Here is a 16173-nt window from a genome sequence, read left to right on the forward strand (position 1 = left end):
GCTAGCGATGAAGCGCCACTAATTCAGCCATCATGTCGATGTGTGAGTCTCTGTCGTTGAGACACATAATGTAGCTAAAGTCAGAACCACCAGCATCAATGAACGTCTCTTTACACTGGTCTGAAATCTCTTCTAACGTTTCTAAACAATCCACAGAGAATGCAGGCGCCATAATATCGATCTTCTTGATACCTTTGCTTGGCAGTGATTCAAGTGTCTCGTCAGTGTATGGCTTCAACCACTCCTCGCGGCCAAATCGAGATTGGTATGTCATGGTGATGTCTTCCGTGGATAACCCTAACTCCGCAGCAAGTAATTTGGTCGTCGCTTCACAATGTTGAGGGTAGATATCGCCTTCATCGGCTAACCTTTTAGGGATGCCGTGGAATGAACACACCAAGTGATCGCCTCTGCCATTTTCTTCCCAATGGCTACGAACACTTTCAGCCAGTGCTTTCGCATAGCTAGGGTGAGAGTAATAATCTCGAATAAAGCGATAGCTCGGGATGACAGGCATTTGTTTGAAGGCTTTAGTTAAACCATCAGAAACGGCTGCTGTCGTTGTGCCTGAGTATTGAGGGTATAAAGGCAATACGATGATGTCTTCAACGCCCTGCTCCATTAATTGCTCAACGCCGGTTTTAAGGCTTGGATTACCATAGGTCATCCCCAAAGCGACAGGCATTTGTAATTTTGTTTGTAGCTTTTCAGCTTGTCTCTGCGAATAAACAAGCAGTGGTGAGCCTTCGTCCATCCAAACAGACTGATAAAGCTTAGCCACTTTAGGTGCTCGAATCGGTAGAATCACCCCATGTAAAATAGGACACCAAAGCCAGCGAGTTAGGTTTACCACTCGTTTGTCGTGTAAGAATTCACTTAAAAATCGGCGAACGCCAGCTGGAGTCGCGGTATCTGGTGTTCCTAGGTTAACCAGTAAAACGCCCTGCTTTTTATTATTTTCCATAGCTACCTGAGACCAATGTGTGATTTTCTGGAACGTAATATACTAATCTGCATAAGTTTAAGATCATTGTTACGCAACTAAATTTAAGAATAGTCGTTCTTAACCTGAGTTATCGCAACATCACCTTGATCGTTAGCCGCGCGAATCTAAGCCGTAACGCGGAAATTATGCACCATCGATTTTATCTAGATTGGTATATGACTAAAAATTGAAACAAAAAAAGCGACCTTAAAGGTCGCTTCCAATATATCAAATTCTAAAACTGGCTGTTAGCCAATTATGCTAGTGCTTTCTCAAGTTCTGCACTAACTTCAGCAACTTGCTTAGTACCGTCGAACTTAAGGTACTTAGTGTTACCTGCTTCAGCTTCTTTACCGTAGTAAGAGATAAGCGGAGCTGTTTGATCGTGGTATACACCTAGACGTGCACGAACTGTTTCTTCTTTGTCGTCATCACGAACCACTAGCTCTTCGCCAGTGATGTCATCTTTACCTTCTTCTTTAGGCGGGTTGTACACATTGTGGTATGTACGGCCAGAAGGAAGGTGAGCACGACGACCAGCCATACGCTCAACAATCACATCGTCAGCTACGTCGAATTCAACAACGTAGTCTACTGCGATACCCATTTCTTTTAGGCCATCAGCTTGAGGGATTGTGCGTGGGAAACCGTCTAGTAGGAAACCTTTCTCACAGTCATCTTGAGCGATACGCTCTTTGATAAGACCAAGGATAATTTCATCAGAAACTAGCTGACCCGCGTCGATTACTGATTTAGCTTGCTTACCAAGCTCAGTACCCGCTTTGATAGCAGCACGTAGCATGTCACCAGTTGAAATTTGAGGGATACCAAATTTGTTCATGATGAAGTTAGCTTGAGTACCTTTACCCGCGCCAGGAGCACCTAGAAGAATGATGCGCATGTTTAATCCTCTTATAAAAATTATGATTTATACCGAAGCTCACTATCCCGCCTTTCTGGTTCAATTTAAGTCGAACAAGAGAGGTTAGGTAACAACTGAGGCTAAGCACAACTGTAAACAGAAGCAAAACGGTAAGTTTCGGTATAACGTTTAAAAATCATACAACTGGAGATGATAGGTTCATAGTCCCAGCTGATTAGGTCGAGCATTCTATCACATTAATATTCAATTTGGCTGAAATTAAGACTAAAGAATGTATCGACAGCGTTTGCGTTCGTCTTGTTAGCAACTTTAGCGACATTTCGATGAAGTTAAGCGACGTTCATAAAAAAAGCCCGCATTCGCGAGCTTTTATTCATAATTATGAGCTTAGCCCAAAGTCGAAAGACTAACGTTTTGTCAGTAGTTCGTTGATTGCACCTAAGAATTGTGACGGATCTTCCATTGAGCCCTTTTCAGCCAGCATAGCCTGGCCAAGTAGTAGCTCAACCCAGCGACCAAACGCCTGTTCGTCCGCTTCATCTGCCATCTGCTTAACGAGCGCATGCTCAGGGTTAATCTCAAAGATGTACTTCACCTCAGGAGCAGCTTGTCCCGCAGCTTCTAGAAGTTTAGCCATTTGAGTGCCCATCTCGAAATCATCGGTAACAACAACAGCAGGTGTAGTTGCTAACTTGAATGTCGTACGAACCTCTTTAACACGATCACCAAGGTAAGCTTGAGTGCGGTCAACAACAGACTTGAACTCTTCTTCCGTCTCTTTTTGCTTCTCTTTCTCTTCTTCACCTTCAAACTTGCTTAGATCTAAGCCCGCTTTTGTGATCGACTGGAACTGCTTACCGTCGAAGTCAGTTAGGTAATTCATCACATACTCATCGATACGATCGTACATCAGAACAACTTCGATGCCTTTCGCTTTGAACTGCTCTAAGTGAGGGCTGTTCTTAGCCGCGGCATAGCTGTCTGCCGTTAGGTAATAAATCTTCTCTTGACCTTCCTTCATACGTTCTACATAAGAAGCTAGGCTGATGGTTTGCTCAACAGAATCCACTTCCGTTGATGAGAAACGAAGTAGACCAGCGATTTTTTCTTTGTTCGCCATGTCTTCTGCTGGGCCTTCTTTCAATACTAGGCCGAACTCTTTCCAAAACTCCAAGTACTTGTCGTTGTCATTCTTAGCCATGCGCTCAAGCATAGTAAGCACACGCTTAGTACATGCACCACGAAGAGACTGAGTCACTTTGTTGTCTTGAAGGATTTCACGAGACACGTTGAGCGGCAGATCATTTGAGTCAATTAAGCCACGAACGAAACGCATGTAAGATGGCATGAACTGCTCTGCATCATCCATGATGAATACGCGCTGTACATAAAGCTTTAAGCCGCTCTTGTGGTCACGGTTCATCATGTCCCAAGGTGCTTTCGCAGGGATGTAAAGCAGGCTGGTGTAGTCGTTCTTACCTTCAACTTTGTTGTGGCTCCACGTTAATGGATCCGCAAAGTCGTGAGAAACGTGCTTGTAAAACTCTTGGTACTCTTCTTTCTCGATATCAGATTTATTACGAGTCCAAAGCGCTTGTGCTTTGTTGATCTGTTCCCAATGCTTCTCTTCGGTGTCTTTACCTTCGTCATCTTTAACCGCAGTTAAGATAGAAACCGGGATACCGATATGATCAGAGTATTTACCAATCACTTCACGCAAACGCCACTCATTCAAGAATTCTTTACCGTCTTCACGCATATGAAGAACGATGTCAGTACCACGAGATTCTTTAGTGATGTCTTCAATGGTATAGTCGCCCTCACCCGCTGAGTGCCATTGCACAGCTTCATCGCTTGCCAGTCCAGCAGCGCGAGTTCGAACCGTTACAGCATCTGCAACGATAAATGCAGAATAGAAACCAACACCAAATTGGCCAATAAGCTGAGAATCTTTGCTTTGGTCATCAGACAACTTTGAGAAAAAGTCAGCCGTACCTGATTTAGCAATCGTACCCAAATGTTCGATAACGTTGTCGCGGCTCATGCCGATACCGTTATCAGAAATGGTCAGAGTGTTGGATTCTGCGTTGAATGACAACTTCACGCCTAAATCCGCATCGCCTTGGTAAAGGTCGCCATTAGAAAGCGCTTGAAAACGAAGTTTGTCAGCCGCGTCAGATGCGTTAGAGATCAACTCACGTAGGAAAATTTCTTTGTTTGAATACAGTGAGTGGATCATTAGATGAAGTAGCTGTTTTACTTCAGATTGAAAGCCACGAGTCTCTTTATTTTGCGTTGCTGTTTCGCTCATTTTTACTCCAAAACATCTATACTTTATGTTGAATACCGGAAGAGGCGTTACACAGGATACCACTCTTATGTTCATTAACATGAGGATGACAAATGTAAATTCAAGGTCAAAAATCATAAAAACACTGTTTTTTTGATCTGTTTTTATTATCCTTGAGGGTGATAAATATAAAAGAACATAAAAGAAGCCATGATTTGGTGAAGAATTAACGGAACTTCACCTGAGATTTGTCTATTTCGCACTCAAAATCATCCAAAATAGAAGAATTCAATGAGCAATATCGGCACAAAGTTTATTCTCGCACAGCGGTTCGTATTCGACCCAAACAGCAATTCACTTGTTGATCAAGCCAGCGACGGTGAAGTCGTACGCCTTGGCAGCAATGAAAGCCGCATTCTCCTGATGCTGTCAGAAAGACCCAATGAAGTTATCACTCGTAACGAATTACACGAATATGTTTGGCGAGACCAAGGCTTTGAGGTAGACGACTCCAGCTTAACGCAAGCGGTATCGACACTCAGAAAGATGCTGAAAGACTCAACTAAGTCTCCAGAATTCGTAAAGACCGTGCCAAAGCGTGGCTACCAGTTTATCGCTTCTGTTGAACGTTCAGCGCCGCTTTCATCAAGCGAACAGCCAGTCATGGCTGAAGTCGTAGAAAATGAGATGGAGCCGACCTTAGCGTTTACGACGACAGCCGAAGAAGTGGTCACTGAGGTGACCGAGTCAGAACCTGTGGCTAAGATTCCAGAAACTAAGGCTGAAGTAGAACCAAAAGCGACCACAAACGTTGCCGCGAACAAAAATAGTAATAAGTGGACAAGCTTTAGTGCTCTACTTATCGCTATTATTATGCCAATTCTAGTAATCACGTTTACTAACCCAGCCGAATCAGAGTTCCTGACTCTGGCTGAAGTTGATGGCGTTAAGGTTCAGACACCGATCAACCACCCAGATTTAAGCAGTTGGTTACCAGCTATAGAGAAATGTGTTGTGCATTACAACAACAACCACACAGGAATGTTGAAGCCAACAGAAGTCATCGCAACAGGCGGACAAACCAATAACCTAGCTCTTAACTATATTCACCCACAAGAATATTCGAGCGAGAACATTACCCTAAGAATTTATGCGAACCAGTCGGATTTAAACGACATTTGTAAAGGTGATCAGTAACATGAAATTAAAAGTCTCTATTATTTTACTGGTTCTTTCTGCTTTTCTTAGTGGTTGGTTGTATTGGGGTAGTGATGCTCAAGTCGAACGTCTGCTGACCGCTCATGAGTGGCAATCAAAAATGGTGACTCTGATTACCGATAAGAAGCAAGCTGACTCGATCGGTCCGCTTCGTAAAGTAGAATTATCATCGAACGCTAAGTATCTACCAAATGGTACCTACCTAAGAATGTCTGTTGTTAGGCTATATGGCACCCAAACAGCACCAGCAAATGTGATCAACATTTCTGAAACAGGCCAATGGGATATCAATGATAACTACCTATTGGTTTCACCTACTGAGTTTAAAGACGTGACATCTGCCCAGCGCCAAGATTTTTCGGAAGAGCAGCTTGAACTGATCACTCAGGTAATCAAAATGGATGCAGAGCAAAGCCGACGCATTGATATTGTGAACCCGAAAGCATTGTTACTGACTAGCTTAAACCACGGCTCTACCGTGTTGTTTTCAAACTAACTCTCTCGAGTAATAAATAAAGGGGCATTACGCCCCTTTTTTGTATCTAATTTCTAACATAAGATCCATGGATTGGGTTAATCACTTACCCTATTGTTGAGCTCTCTCCTAACCCACGTTTCAAGTAACTAGCTCGTCAAAATGGCATTTGAAATATTGACGTTCGCCGTTGGCACCAAACTACTGTTTTAGAATTTTCAGGGATATGTATGAGTACAGAATTAAACGCGGTAAGTACATCAATCACCAAAGCAACCATCGCAATACACTATTGTCGCCAATGCAATTGGATGCTTCGTTCTAGTTGGTTATGCCAAGAGTTACTGCATACGTTCAGTGAAGAGATAGAACAAGTGAGTTTACATCCCGATACCGGAGGTCGATTTGAGATCTTTTGTAATGGCGTGCAGATTTGGGAAAGAAAGGCAGACGGTGGCTTTCCTGAGGCGAAAGTGCTGAAGCAAAGAGTGCGAAACATCATTGCTCCAGACAGAGATCTTGGCCACGTAGACTCAAAATAAGCCCTTTTCGAAGCCGTGACCGGTTCAGTTTATTTACAACTGCCCGCTCACTAGCAGATCACCTTCAAGGCTAACCACTTTAAACGTACCGTTCTCGTATAACCCATAGCTTGCAGCATGATCATTTCGTGGGAATGTCGCCGAGCTTGGATTAAATATGAAGATGCCATCCTGATATTCGGCGACAGGAATATGAGTATGACCATGCGCTATAATATCACCTGCTTTCAATGCTGGTCGCTTGTTGGTGTTATATAGGTGACCATGAGTTAAAAATATACGCTGACCCGATTCTAGTAGCACCCACGAATAGTCCATCATCATAGGGAAAGACAGCAGCATCTGATCCACTTCACTGTCGCAGTTACCACGAACCGCGATGATCTCTTGAGATAACTCATTCAGTTTTTCAGCAACCGCTGGCGGGTTGTACCCTTCAGGAATTGGGTTTCTTGGACCATGATTCAGAATATCACCCAATAGCACTAAATATTGCGCACCTGACGCTCGGTATAGCTCTAAGACTTTTTCTGTTGCTGGCAGCGAACCGTGTAGGTCTGAAGCAAAAAATAATTTCACACGTACTTCTCCATAAAACTTATGAGGCTATTGTACGTATCAAAATGCTACACGTCATCTCTCGCCATACCGTTGATCACAATATTATTGTAACTAACCATACCGACTATCTTGTTGTCACTGACCACCGGAGCACGACTGATACCAAAGCGTTCGAACAGGCGAGCACAATACTTCACGTTCATATCAGCAGACACACTCAAGGCCGGCTTAGTCATAATTTCATAAACGTTGGTTCGCTTTGGTGAACGGTTCTTAGCCAGTACTTTTTTGGCGATGTCATTCATCAACACGATGCCGTACTCATCATCCTCGTGGCGTTTATCGACGATGATCGCTTTCACCTGATGTTTTTTCGCCATCTCAATCGCTTCTAATACCGTGGTTAGCCCATCAATAATCACGTAAGTATTGGCCATTACATCGCCCACACGGATTTTTTCACTGGTACTCATAGTTCATCCTCCACAACCTTGGTTAACGTCTCAACTTGGTGCGCAACGCCTACAGCATCTTCAACATCGATCTGGACAGCGATTCCTTGTCCTGACTCTTGGTCAAACTCCCCGACTTCACCAATGGTTTCTAAAATATGCCTCGCCAAATGCTCTTCAACCACAAACAGCAACACATCTTTTTGTACCTCTAACGTTAAACCAAAGAAGGTGCGCTTTTGGTTTAAGCCTTGCCCTCTGGCATTGTTAATCACCGTTGCCCCTGTTGCGCCCGCATCACGCGCGGCATCGAGCACGGTGTCTGTCTTGCTCTCTTCTACAAACGCTAAGATAAGTTTAAAGCGCATCTTTGCTCTCCTTAGAGGTGTGTAAACGGTTTAACCATTGTGTTATTTGGGCGTAGCTCATCACTGAGATGATCGGAAACAAACTGGCAAACGCTATTAAGCCGAAACCGTCTATCACTGGGTTTCTCCCCGGTACGGTTGAAGCAAGCCCAAGCCCGAGAGCCGTCACTAAAGGCACAGTCACGGTAGATGTCGTCACCCCGCCAGAATCGTAAGCCAATGGAATAATGAGTCTGGGGGCGTAAAAGGTTTGAATCACCACGATGACATAACCACAAATAATGTAGTAATGGATAGGATCGCCCGCAACGATACGGTAGCTGCCAAGTGAGATACCGATGGCTACGCCTAATGCCACGGCGATTCTCAGACCATTCACGCTGATACTGCCACCAGATACTTGGTTCGCCTTGATCGCCACTGCAATCAAAGAGGGCTCGGCTATCGTGGTACTGAACCCAATACAAAACGCGAAAAGGTAAACCCAGTAATAATCAAACCAAGCCAAAGTAAGACCTGAACTGATCTTGAACTCAGTTAAAAAACTGGGCTCGGTCAATTGCATGGCCATTGTCTCCCCTAGAGGAAACAACGCGAGCTCTAACCCCATCAAAAAGAGGGACAACCCAAGAATGACGTAAAAGAAACCTATCAGCACTTTGCCTAAGTTATTCAATGGCTTGCGCAGCACCGCTAATTGAAAACCGAAGATGATCACCGCAATCGGAATCACATCCAGGACAGTGCCAAGAAAGGTGTCGATAAATTGCTGAGCACTGATCATGTCACCACCATCCCGTAGACCATGACAAACATCATCGGCAGCAATGAAGCAAAGGCAATCAATCCAAAGCCATCAATCATCGGGTTTCGCCCTTTAATCGCAGAGGCTAAACCCACTCCCAACGCTGTCACTAACGGAACGGTGATCGTCGATGTTGTCACTCCGCCGGAGTCATACGCAATCCCAATGATGTTTTCAGGGGCGAAAGCAGTGAGCACCACCACTCCAATATAACCTCCGATGATCATGTACTGGATTGGCCAACCTTTTAAGATCCGCAGCACGCCAAGTAAAATTGCGATACCGACCGACAGTGCCACCGTGAAACGCAGACCATCGGCGTACTGTTCCATTTCGTCTAAAGAGTTGGGAATAACACCACCTTCAGCGGCCACTTCTGCGGCTTCGGCGGCCACTGCGGTTAACGCGGGTTCGGCAATCGTGGTGCCAAAGCCTAAACAGAAAGCGAAGGTTAATAACCAAAACACGCTCCCCTTGCGAGCAAAAGCTTGAGCCATCGACTCGCCAATTGGGAACAGACCCATTTCAAGGCCAAAGATAAAAAAAGTCAGTCCAAAAACCACCAGCACTAAGCCAGTTAGAATAGACAACAGATGAGGGAGTGGCTCTTGCAAAACAGCAAGCTGGAAGAAAGCAATCACCGCCACGATCGGCAAGAGATCCCTTAGGCTACCTAACATGGCTCGAAACAAAGCAAGCACTGCCGTCATCGCAACTCCTAGTCATTGAAATTGTGTCTGGTTATTAATTACTAATAATCATGGCAAATCCTTATCATTCCTTATGTGACAAATATTACGCAGTTGGTAACATATCCTAGTAAAGTCCATAAGTGTGATAGCGGTATACATCCTAACTTGATGAATTTAATTTCATTCTTTCGTAAATTGATACGGCGTAATTTAGGCATCACACGATTGAAACCTTATGATCGTTATAGTGATTTTTTCGTATTGATTGGCGTTCAAAAACAAGCCATGTCTATAATTATGTTTAATAGGGAGATTGGTATGAAGATATTGTTAACTGGTGGTACGGGATTTATTGGTTCTGAATTGGTCAAAAGTTGGAATACTGACGACGTGACATTGTTGACACGGAGCCCCGAAAAAGCGAAGCAAAACCTAAATCACCTGAACCAGAATAACCTTCATTACATTCAATCTCTTGATGAACTCAGCGATCTCAATGACTTCGATGTCGTGGTCAATCTTGCTGGCGAACCGATCGCTGACAAGCGTTGGAGTGCGGAGCAAAAAGAGAGAATCTGCAATAGCCGCTGGCAGATTACCGAAAAACTGGTCGAGTTAATTCATGCCAGTAGCAACCCACCGGAGGCTTTCATTAGCGGTTCGGCTGTAGGTTACTATGGCGATCAACAGCAACACCCATTTGATGAATCACTACAAGTAGAAGACGAAAGTTTTCCTCATAAAGTCTGTGCGCACTGGGAAGAGATAGCCAAGAGAGCCCAATCCGATGAGACGCGTGTGATACTACTAAGAACGGGGATTGTGTTAGGTGAAAATGGTGGTGCTTTAAAGAAGATGCTAATGCCGTACAAACTCGGAGTAGGCGGGCCACTTGGTTCAGGCGAACAGTACATGCCTTGGATTCACATGCTTGATATGGTGAGAGCCATCAACCACTTATTGTCGATTCCTCACGCTCAAGGGGAGTTTAATATGTGTGCCCCGCACCCTGTCACCAACAAACTGTTCAGCAGCACACTCGCCAAGCAACTACGCCGACCTCATTTCCTATTCACTCCAAAATGGGCAATGTCGCTTCTGATGGGGGAATCTTCTTGTCTGCTCTTTGACAGCATTCGTTCCAAACCAAAGAAACTCACTGAAATGGGATTTATCTTTAGTTACTCAAGAATAGAACCAGCGTTAAAAAACTTGTTACAACATCAAGACTAATTCTTTACCCTAGAGCGATAAAGACTCTAATGAAGGATTAAGCGTGAACAAGTCGATTCTGATCACTGGTTGCTCAACGGGTATTGGCTATACATGTGCGCATGCACTACAAAAGCGTGGTTTCCACGTCATTGCATCGTGTCGTCATCCGCAAGATGTACAGCGTCTGCAAGATGAGGGACTGACCTGCATACAGCTCGACCTTTCTAACCAAGAAAGCATTGAACAAGCTGCACAACTTGCTATTGAGCTAGCGCCTAACGGATTATATGGTTTATTCAATAACGGCGCTTATGGTCAAGCTGGCGCGCTAGAAGACTTACCGACCCAAGGTCTCAGAGAGCAATTTGAAACCAACTTCTTTGGCTGGCATCATCTGGTTTGTCAGATACTTCCGCACATGCGCGAACGCGGCGAAGGTCGAATCGTACAAAACAGTTCCGTATTAGGCTTTGCGGCCATGAAATATCGTGGCGCTTACAATGCTTCAAAGTTCGCGCTAGAAGGCTGGACAGATACCTTACGTTTAGAACTGCATGGTAGTGGTATTCATATCTCGTTATTGCAGCCAGGTCCAATAGAAACCCAATTTAGAAATAATGCCCTGAAAGCCTTCAATAAATGGATCACCATTGCTGGCAGCGCTCATCAAGACGCTTATCAACAACAAAAAGACCGACTCGAAAAAGAGTCATCGAACAACGCTTTTGTTCTTCCGCCTGAAAGCTGTGTTGAGCCAGTTTATCACGCACTCACCGCAGAGAAACCAAAGCTAAGATATCGAGTGACGACACCTACTAAGGTGTTCGCGGTACTGAAAAGAATTCTACCGAGTCGCTTGCTAGACCCTATTTTGAGAAAAGCAGCATAAATTTCTAACTTTGAATGTAGAGTCGCAAACTTTAATGTAACGATGTAATTTTTCCGTAACAATTAGATGTCATGATTATCCTATCTCATCAATTATTCCCAATTGATGAACCTAATCTGGATATTTCATGACTTTAAACCGCCTTAATTGGGTCGGTGTGAGTCTGGCGATTACGTTGTTTATTCTGTTTTGAGTATCTCACGCTATGCCTCACTGACCACCTCAATGATAACGCTATGCCCTCCCTGTTGAGATAACCACCTATCAACATTGAAGCATAGCGTTTTCTATTTTGGCTCTTTTTATTTGAGATAACCAAGTTAGATCTTGAAGTTACCAGCATCTCCCCCCATATTTGCAACGTACCCACAAAACACACCTCAAGGAACGTAAATGCAATCTCCGCATATTGTTGAACTTAATGAGCAGAACTTTCGTCAAGTATTAGAAACCTCAATGCAGACGCCTGTACTCATCCACTTTTGGGCACCAATGAGCCAAGAAAGTGCTCAGGTGATCCCTGAACTGCAAACATTAACTCAGCAATACAACGGCGCTTTTACTTTAGCTCTGTTGAATTGTGAACAAGAGCAGGCAATTGCTAGCCAATTTGGCGTACAAGCACTCCCTACTATTGCACTGTTTGTTAACGGTCAGCCTGTCGATGGTTTGGGTGGTCCACAAAGCATCGAAACGATTGTTGAAATGTTAGGAAAACATCTTCCTAGTCAAGACGAGCTCGCACTGCGTCAGGCTCTCGAGCAAATGCAAGCAGGCGAGCACGCACAAGCGCTCGCAGCAATGCAACAATTGCCAATAGAACTGACGGGCAAAGGCGAGGTAAAACTGGCAATCGCAGAATGTTTACTAGAAACGCAACAGTTTGATCTAGCTGAAACTCAACTGTCGACTATCCCTCTAGAATATCAAGACAACTACTACAAAGGCTTAGTCGCCAAACTCGAACTGCACAAACAAGCGGCAGACAGCCCTGAAATTCAAGCGCTAGAAACAACGCTACAGCAAAACCCAAGTGATGCTAAAACGGCCTCTGACCTAGCACTTCAGTACCACCAAGTGAACCGCAGCGAAGAAGCAATGGATCTTCTATGGTCATTCTTGGCAAAAGACCTCAATACCCTCGATGGTGATATGAAAAAAGAGTTCATGGATATCTTAAGCGCACTTGGACAAGGTAATGCAGTTGCAAGCAAATACCGCCGCCAATTGTACTCTCTGCTTTACTAATTCGAACGCTAACAAGTTGATAAGTACAGAGGAAAAATCACCCTGACAAATGATAGAAACCTCAGCAATCTTATCGCATAACACAAAGTAAAATGGGTCATAAAATCAAGGTTTTATGGCCCATTTCTCGTTTATAAATTTGCTCGAATTTTAAATATGAGCCAGTATGAGTAAAGAACTATCAAAAACTCACACTTGCAAAGGATTTCGTATGCCTATTGATACATTGATTACTATTGGCGTCTTTACTGCCGTCGCACTGCTCTTTATTTTCGCTGGTGTCAAAACCGTTCCACAGGGTAATAACTGGACTGTCGAACGTTTCGGTCGCTACACACACACCCTCCAACCCGGCTTGAACCTAATCATTCCATTCATTGACAAGGTTGGTCAGAAAATCAGCATGATGGAACGTGTGCTGGATATTCCAGCTCAGGAAGTCATTTCAAAAGACAACGCCAATGTCATGATTGATGCTGTCTGTTTTGTTCAGGTTATTGATGCGCCCAAAGCAACCTACGAGGTCAACGACCTTGAACACGCGATCCGTAATTTAACCCTGACTAACATCCGTACCGTATTAGGTTCTATGGAATTGGATGAAATGCTCAGCCAACGTGACATGATCAATACTAAGCTGCTAAACATTGTCGATGAAGCAACAAACCCTTGGGGTGTCAAAGTTACACGTATCGAGATCAAAGACGTGCAGCCACCAGCGGATCTAACCGCAGCAATGAACGCTCAAATGAAAGCCGAACGTAACAAGCGTGCTGATATTTTAGAGGCAGAGGGCGTAAGACAAGCTGAGATCCTAAAAGCCGAAGGTCATAAGCAATCAGAAATCTTAAAAGCGGAAGGCCAAAAGCAAGCCGCTATACTGCAAGCCGAAGCCCGTGAACGTGCAGCAGAAGCAGAAGCTAAAGCGACAGAGATGGTATCGAACGCGATTGCTCAAGGCGACATGCAAGCCGTCAACTACTTCATCGCACAAGGCTATACTGATGCTCTGAAATCGATTGGACAAGCAGAAAACGGTAAGATCATTATGTTACCGTTAGAGGCGACAGGGCTAATGGGCTCAGTCGCAGGCATCGCCGAGATGTTTGCACAAAGCAATGACAAAGGCAGTAAGGACTAACTTATGGTCGAATTACTAGAACAAGTGAACCACTGGCATTGGTTGGCGTTTGGTCTAGCACTATTGGCTCTTGAGCTTATCGGAACGGCTGGTTACTTTCTTTGGATTGGTATATCAGCGATGCTCGTCGGGGCTCTTTTGGGTGCATTACCACTGGGTTGGCAAATGCAATGGCTATCATTCGCTAGCTTCTCGCTCATCACCACTTGGTTATGGTGGAGAAAGCAGTTGTCCAATGATAAGAGCTCTGATGCGCGTCGGGAACTGAATCAGAGAGAAAAGCAGTTGCTGGGACAAACCGTACTATTAACTGAAGATATTAAAAGAGGTAACTGCCGAATTAAGGTAGGAGACTCTTCTTGGTCAGCAAGAGCTAGCCAAGATATCCCATCAGGCACAGAAATTAAGATTGTGGCTTTAGACGGAATAATTCTAATAATCCAACCTTTATAGCCAATTGACATATAAAGCCTACATTATCGATAAATGTAGGCTTTAATCAGTTTAAAGAACAAAGAACATTCGAATTATCATTACGATAGATTGAATAGATAAAAAAATAAGTTCTTATTTCGTAAAGCTAAAAATTTTGATTGAGCTAAAAAGATATAAGAAAGTCAGATTTCTTAACCAATATATATATGAATAGTGAGCCACGCTCTCGCTTAATTATAATTATTAAAAATGTTAAGTCCGTCCAATTTTTGAAATTTTCCTTTCCTTGTCCATACTTTTATTTATCTCAACAAGAGATAAACACAACGGAGTCAGTATGAGACATTTCCTAATAATTTTAACAGCGATATTCAGCCTGTCATTCGGCAGTGCTCTGGCGAGCAGTCAGTCTCCAGGTAACGGAAACATGGGGCCTATTGTGAAGTGTTCAGATGGAAACGCAGTCACTCATGTGCCATTGCTGATCTGCAAACACTATGGCGGTAAGGTGCTTTGATAGGTAACTAACGTCAGGTTAGTAATATTATTTGCTGCCTGACACACTGTTTGGTTACCAAACAAGTTTTAAAGAAAGATAAGTTATTTTCGGCCTGACAAATTATTCAAAATTGGACATTCGTTTGAGGTATCTCCAGGGCAATCATGTACCCAAGATTGCAACTGAGCCTTCATCTTATTGAGTTCAGCAAGCTTCAACTCTATTTCATCTAACTTCTGCGTTGCTTTCTTTTTTACTTCGTAACTTTCTCTATTGGGATTCATCGCCAGCTCAACAAGCGCTTTGCACTCATCAAGCGTAAACCCAACCATTTTAGCTCTCAGTACAAACTCTAACTGTTCGATGTGAATCTCGCCGTATTGCCTATAACCATTATCGGAACGATGCGGAGGGCTCATCATGCCTTTACTTTCGTAAAAACGAATGGATTTCGCTGTTGTACCAACACGTTTAGCTACTTCACCAATATTCACTCTATTACCTATAATTCAAACGTTACCTAAAACAAAGAGCGCGACCTAAAACGAAAAACCGCAGTACTGCTGTTATACAATACTGCGGTTGAAAAACATAGCTAGAGGCTTACGTTAGGGGATTACTCTTGCTCTAACAGCCAAATCATAGTTTGAGATTTTTCTTCGCTGTCTAGTTTATTGAACCAGTATGAAACCATTTCGATTTCTTTTGAGCCTTCAATTGATGCTGGAGAAGCGTTCTTACGATTTTTGAATGCCCAATCTGTCACTGCAGACTGCTCTTCTTTTGTTGCTTGTCCATACCAGTAGTTAACCATCTCTTGAGCTTGAGAAGCTTTTGGTTCTTCAGCAACAACCGCGGCTACAGGTACCGCAACTGGGGCAACCGCGATCGCAGTATGATTATTTGCGCCATTGTAGATTGTGTCGATATACGCTTTCGGCACAATAAAGTTTGTACTCATTGTTGAGTTTTGTCCATCAAGCGTAAACTCTAAGTTCTTTTCTCTTGCTTGCTGTATATCAGCGTCGCTTAATGGAAACTTAATATATTGAGTCTTTGTGCAGTGTTCGCTGCAGCTTTCTCTTGGAAGTTGTCTCTCTTCAAGGTCTATCGTCTTACCAAAAAAGCTAACGGTTTCGTATTCTTTATAGCTCTGGAAATAGCTTACATCCATGGTAATGGAAGATTCTGGAGCCGAATTCTGCGTTACTTCTTTGTTGTATGTAAAGTAGAGTGACGATTTCAGGATGTCTGCCCCGACATTCGCTTTACTTTCCGCTACGTAAGATTGGCCAGTCACTTGAATGTAGCCACCTTTTGGCTGTACATCTGCAACTGAGTCTACAAAATTACTTTGTGAATCGAGTGAACTACAAGCTCCCAAAAATAATGATAATACAACTACACTAACTTTATTCATTATGACTAATTCCTTATGTTCACTATGGAAAAAACGCTGGCAAAAAAATTTACCA

General features: G+C 43.6%; 19 protein-coding genes. 9 read left to right on the forward strand and 10 right to left on the reverse strand.

From position 1 onward, the window contains the following. Nucleotide 1: 1 nt before the first annotated feature. The 3 genes from hemH to htpG form a co-directional block, all read right to left on the reverse strand. On the reverse strand, nt 2-964 hold the full coding sequence (gene hemH / locus OW495_RS18095) for a ferrochelatase (RefSeq protein WP_065103135.1): 963 nt from the start codon (nt 962-964) through the stop codon (nt 2-4). A 277-nt stretch (nt 965-1241) separates the two neighbouring features. Beyond that, on the reverse strand, nt 1242-1886 hold the full coding sequence (adk, locus tag OW495_RS18100) for an adenylate kinase (RefSeq protein ID WP_009847341.1): 645 nt from the start codon (nt 1884-1886) through the stop codon (nt 1242-1244). Nucleotides 1887-2274: 388 nt separating this feature from the next. After that, entirely contained in the window at nt 2275-4179 is a 1905-nt protein-coding gene (htpG, locus tag OW495_RS18105) for a molecular chaperone HtpG (RefSeq protein ID WP_289887649.1), read from the reverse strand. 270 nt (nt 4180-4449) lie between these two features. Here htpG and OW495_RS18110 point away from each other — a divergent pair, with 270 nt between their 5' ends. The 3 genes from OW495_RS18110 to OW495_RS18120 all read left to right on the forward strand — a co-directional run bounded on the left by OW495_RS18110 (nt 4450) and on the right by OW495_RS18120 (nt 6393). Further along, nucleotides 4450-5355, forward strand: coding sequence for a transcriptional regulator (locus tag OW495_RS18110; protein WP_289887651.1), 906 nt, complete (start codon nt 4450-4452; stop codon nt 5353-5355). Nucleotide 5356: 1 nt separating this feature from the next. Beyond that, nucleotides 5357-5872 (forward strand): regulatory protein ToxS, encoded by a 516-nt coding sequence (locus OW495_RS18115; protein WP_029223464.1) that lies wholly within the window; start codon nt 5357-5359, stop codon nt 5870-5872. Between the two features lie 209 nt (nt 5873-6081). After that, the gene (locus tag OW495_RS18120) at nt 6082-6393 is read left to right on the forward strand and encodes a SelT/SelW/SelH family protein (RefSeq protein ID WP_017110341.1); all 312 of its coding nucleotides are present in this window, start codon (nt 6082-6084) and stop codon (nt 6391-6393) included. A gap of 33 nt (nt 6394-6426) precedes the next feature. Here the strand turns inward: OW495_RS18120 and yfcE are convergent, their stop codons facing one another. Genes yfcE through OW495_RS18145 form a run of 5 tightly spaced genes read right to left on the reverse strand, consistent with a single transcriptional unit; the run spans nt 6427 to nt 9289 of the window. After that, entirely contained in the window at nt 6427-6972 is a 546-nt protein-coding gene (yfcE, locus tag OW495_RS18125) for a phosphodiesterase (protein ID WP_065110948.1), read from the reverse strand. Between the two features lie 47 nt (nt 6973-7019). Continuing rightward, nucleotides 7020-7427, reverse strand: a complete 408-nt coding sequence (locus tag OW495_RS18130; protein WP_076669090.1) for a CBS domain-containing protein — start codon at nt 7425-7427, stop codon at nt 7020-7022. Beyond that, nucleotides 7424-7774, reverse strand: coding sequence for a P-II family nitrogen regulator (locus OW495_RS18135; protein WP_017106105.1), 351 nt, complete (start codon nt 7772-7774; stop codon nt 7424-7426). Before OW495_RS18135 ends, OW495_RS18130 begins: the two co-directional genes overlap by 4 nt. Beyond that, complete coding sequence (locus tag OW495_RS18140) at nt 7764-8558, reverse strand: DUF1538 domain-containing protein (RefSeq protein WP_289887660.1); 795 nt, start codon at nt 8556-8558, stop codon at nt 7764-7766. Before OW495_RS18140 ends, OW495_RS18135 begins: the two co-directional genes overlap by 11 nt. After that, a complete protein-coding gene (locus tag OW495_RS18145; protein WP_009847350.1) occupies nt 8555-9289 on the reverse strand; it encodes a DUF1538 domain-containing protein in 735 nt (244 codons plus the stop codon). The genes OW495_RS18140 and OW495_RS18145 overlap by 4 nt, the downstream gene beginning before the upstream one ends. A 300-nt stretch (nt 9290-9589) precedes the next feature. On the opposite strand from OW495_RS18145, the gene OW495_RS18150 reads away from it, so the two are divergent. The 6 genes from OW495_RS18150 (at nt 9590) to OW495_RS18175 (ending at nt 14716) form a co-directional block, all read left to right on the forward strand. Next, a complete protein-coding gene (locus tag OW495_RS18150; RefSeq protein WP_065103129.1) occupies nt 9590-10504 on the forward strand; it encodes a TIGR01777 family oxidoreductase in 915 nt (304 codons plus the stop codon). Between the two features lie 43 nt (nt 10505-10547). Next, the gene (locus OW495_RS18155; RefSeq protein WP_017106101.1) at nt 10548-11375 is read left to right on the forward strand and encodes an SDR family oxidoreductase; all 828 of its coding nucleotides are present in this window, start codon (nt 10548-10550) and stop codon (nt 11373-11375) included. A gap of 393 nt (nt 11376-11768) precedes the next feature. Continuing rightward, nucleotides 11769-12623, forward strand: coding sequence for a co-chaperone YbbN (locus OW495_RS18160; protein ID WP_102353302.1), 855 nt, complete (start codon nt 11769-11771; stop codon nt 12621-12623). 211 nt (nt 12624-12834) lie between these two features. Further along, a complete protein-coding gene (locus tag OW495_RS18165) occupies nt 12835-13764 on the forward strand; it encodes an SPFH domain-containing protein (protein WP_017106099.1) in 930 nt (309 codons plus the stop codon). Between the two features lie 3 nt (nt 13765-13767). Next, nucleotides 13768-14217, forward strand: coding sequence for an NfeD family protein (locus tag OW495_RS18170; RefSeq protein WP_289887667.1), 450 nt, complete (start codon nt 13768-13770; stop codon nt 14215-14217). Nucleotides 14218-14536: 319 nt separating this feature from the next. Then, nucleotides 14537-14716: a hypothetical protein gene (locus OW495_RS18175; RefSeq protein ID WP_017061927.1), complete on the forward strand. Its 180-nt coding sequence runs from the start codon at nt 14537-14539 to the stop codon at nt 14714-14716. 83 nt (nt 14717-14799) lie between these two features. Here OW495_RS18175 and cueR read toward each other — a convergent pair whose 3' ends face one another. Then, entirely contained in the window at nt 14800-15192 is a 393-nt protein-coding gene (gene cueR / locus OW495_RS18180; RefSeq protein ID WP_065110942.1) for a Cu(I)-responsive transcriptional regulator, read from the reverse strand. A 122-nt stretch (nt 15193-15314) separates the two neighbouring features. Then, nucleotides 15315-16118 (reverse strand): DUF2057 domain-containing protein, encoded by an 804-nt coding sequence (locus OW495_RS18185; RefSeq protein ID WP_289887674.1) that lies wholly within the window; start codon nt 16116-16118, stop codon nt 15315-15317. Nucleotides 16119-16173: the final 55 nt, after the last annotated feature.

The sequence above is a fragment of the Vibrio sp. 14N.309.X.WAT.E.F5 genome (assembly GCF_030397615.1).
Lineage (GTDB): Bacteria > Pseudomonadota > Gammaproteobacteria > Enterobacterales > Vibrionaceae > Vibrio > Vibrio lentus.

What these genes read in the sequence shown, in the direction of transcription:
- hemH (WP_065103135.1), bottom strand. Translation starts at nt 964, where the DNA reads ATGGAAAATAATAAAAAGCAGGGCGTTTTACTGGTTAACCTAGGAACA.
- adk (WP_009847341.1), bottom strand. Translation starts at nt 1,886, where the DNA reads ATGCGCATCATTCTTCTAGGTGCTCCTGGCGCGGGTAAAGGTACTCAA.
- htpG (WP_289887649.1), bottom strand. Translation starts at nt 4,179, where the DNA reads ATGAGCGAAACAGCAACGCAAAATAAAGAGACTCGTGGCTTTCAATCT.
- OW495_RS18110 (WP_289887651.1), top strand. Translation starts at nt 4,450, where the DNA reads ATGAGCAATATCGGCACAAAGTTTATTCTCGCACAGCGGTTCGTATTC.
- OW495_RS18115 (WP_029223464.1), top strand. Translation starts at nt 5,357, where the DNA reads ATGAAATTAAAAGTCTCTATTATTTTACTGGTTCTTTCTGCTTTTCTT.
- OW495_RS18120 (WP_017110341.1), top strand. Translation starts at nt 6,082, where the DNA reads ATGAGTACAGAATTAAACGCGGTAAGTACATCAATCACCAAAGCAACC.
- OW495_RS18130 (WP_076669090.1), bottom strand. Translation starts at nt 7,427, where the DNA reads ATGAGTACCAGTGAAAAAATCCGTGTGGGCGATGTAATGGCCAATACT.
- OW495_RS18135 (WP_017106105.1), bottom strand. Translation starts at nt 7,774, where the DNA reads ATGCGCTTTAAACTTATCTTAGCGTTTGTAGAAGAGAGCAAGACAGAC.
- OW495_RS18140 (WP_289887660.1), bottom strand. Translation starts at nt 8,558, where the DNA reads ATGATCAGTGCTCAGCAATTTATCGACACCTTTCTTGGCACTGTCCTG.
- OW495_RS18145 (WP_009847350.1), bottom strand. Translation starts at nt 9,289, where the DNA reads ATGACGGCAGTGCTTGCTTTGTTTCGAGCCATGTTAGGTAGCCTAAGG.
- OW495_RS18150 (WP_065103129.1), top strand. Translation starts at nt 9,590, where the DNA reads ATGAAGATATTGTTAACTGGTGGTACGGGATTTATTGGTTCTGAATTG.
- OW495_RS18160 (WP_102353302.1), top strand. Translation starts at nt 11,769, where the DNA reads ATGCAATCTCCGCATATTGTTGAACTTAATGAGCAGAACTTTCGTCAA.
- OW495_RS18165 (WP_017106099.1), top strand. Translation starts at nt 12,835, where the DNA reads ATGCCTATTGATACATTGATTACTATTGGCGTCTTTACTGCCGTCGCA.
- OW495_RS18170 (WP_289887667.1), top strand. Translation starts at nt 13,768, where the DNA reads ATGGTCGAATTACTAGAACAAGTGAACCACTGGCATTGGTTGGCGTTT.
- OW495_RS18175 (WP_017061927.1), top strand. Translation starts at nt 14,537, where the DNA reads ATGAGACATTTCCTAATAATTTTAACAGCGATATTCAGCCTGTCATTC.
- OW495_RS18185 (WP_289887674.1), bottom strand. Translation starts at nt 16,118, where the DNA reads ATGAATAAAGTTAGTGTAGTTGTATTATCATTATTTTTGGGAGCTTGT.